Source organism: Acinetobacter higginsii, from assembly GCF_000369525.1.
Taxonomy (GTDB): Bacteria; Pseudomonadota; Gammaproteobacteria; order Pseudomonadales; family Moraxellaceae; genus Acinetobacter; species Acinetobacter higginsii.
This window is the reverse complement of record NZ_KB850081.1, coordinates 7863-9273: the sequence shown is the minus strand read 5'-3', so window position 1 is coordinate 9273 and position 1411 is coordinate 7863. Positions and strand designations below refer to the sequence as shown.

Here is a 1411-nt window from a genome sequence, read left to right as displayed (position 1 = left end):
CACATTGAACCAGAGCCTGAGAAAAGAGGGTTTTGGAGTCGTTTTTTTAGACCCTATGATTAACCACGATTGTTTAACTGATATGAACAAAGTTGTGGAACATTGATCAAATAATAGGCGTGGAACGTGAAAGATCAAGAAAAAGCCGTTCCAGTGCGCTGAACCCTAGAACGGCTTACTTTAAGATATTGATGCGAAAAGGAAAAGTTCAAGTTGTTATTCACCAATTAAAATGTCTATGCGATAAACCATTTAAAATGTCCTGTTTTTAACTGCAAGAGTCAAGAACAGGATTTAAATTTCTTTGTTCAATAACAGCTTTCTGAGCTTTACGGCTCGGCATACTTTTCTTGAGACGGGAACGTTTATTCTGTTTTTCCAACTCTTCGTGTTGCTGTTGAATATGAGCTAGGACTGCGCCTAACCGTTTATTCTCAACCACTTCATTTTGCTGCAGTCCAGCCAGTTTATTGAAGACGCTATAGTTGATCTTCCGTCCTTCATGCATGATGGCCACAGTGCCATCTGGATACTCCAGAAATGAAATGTATTGCCCAACCAGCTTATGATTCAGTACTGTTGGCTCAAGCATATAAATACATTTGTCATAGGTGATGGTCAGATTCTTAGTGACCTTACGTGGTTCCTGCCAGGTGAAAATATCCTCCAGTTCAAGATCAGATTCGGTTAAAGGGCGATGCAAGTTCTTGGAATTTCTCGCACACTTGGCGAACTTCTGATTGAAATGCTCAATAAAGCAGGGCAGCCATGCATTGGCTTCGGCAATCGAGCAGATGCCTTCCAGGCGCATCTCCTTGATCAGACGATCCTGCAGTGTCCTGTTAGCACGTTCCACACGACCTTTGGCCTGTGGGGAGTTGGCAAAGATAATATCAATGTTTAACTCATTCAGAATCCTGCCAAATTGTGTGATCTGACTGTCCTGACTGGATTTCTGGTTCACTCTGAATACCGAATGTTTGTCACTATAAAAGGCCAGCGGCTTGCCGTATTGTTCAATGTAGGCTCGGGTGGAAAGCATATAGTCAAAGGTGGTTTCAGCCTCACAAAAGCGCAGATGCAACAGCTTTCCAGTGGCATCATCGATATAAACCAGCAAGCAGCATTTGGCGGCTCGACCTTCAAACCAGTCATGATATGAACCATCAATCTGGATCAGCTCACCGAAGCAATCCCGCTTATATCGAGGCTGATATGGCCGTTTCAGACGCTTGGATCGCGGAATCCAGAGTTCATTGGCAGTCATCCAGCGACGAACCGTTTCCACAGGAATATTCAGATCAAACATGCTGCTGAGCTTCTCATGCGCCAAGGTTGGGCCAAAGCCCAGCAGATGTTCAGAAATAAGGGAAAGGCATTCAGACTTTACGGCTTCATCATGGCGACGATG

The 1411-nt window shown here is 44.2% G+C and carries 1 protein-coding gene; it reads right to left on the bottom strand.

Annotated features, from left to right (window positions below; translation table 11 throughout):
• Nucleotides 1–268: 268 nt before the first annotated feature.
• Nucleotides 269–1411 (bottom strand): ISNCY family transposase (locus F902_RS21755; RefSeq protein WP_005207597.1); only part of this gene is annotated, 1143 nt, incomplete at its 5' end.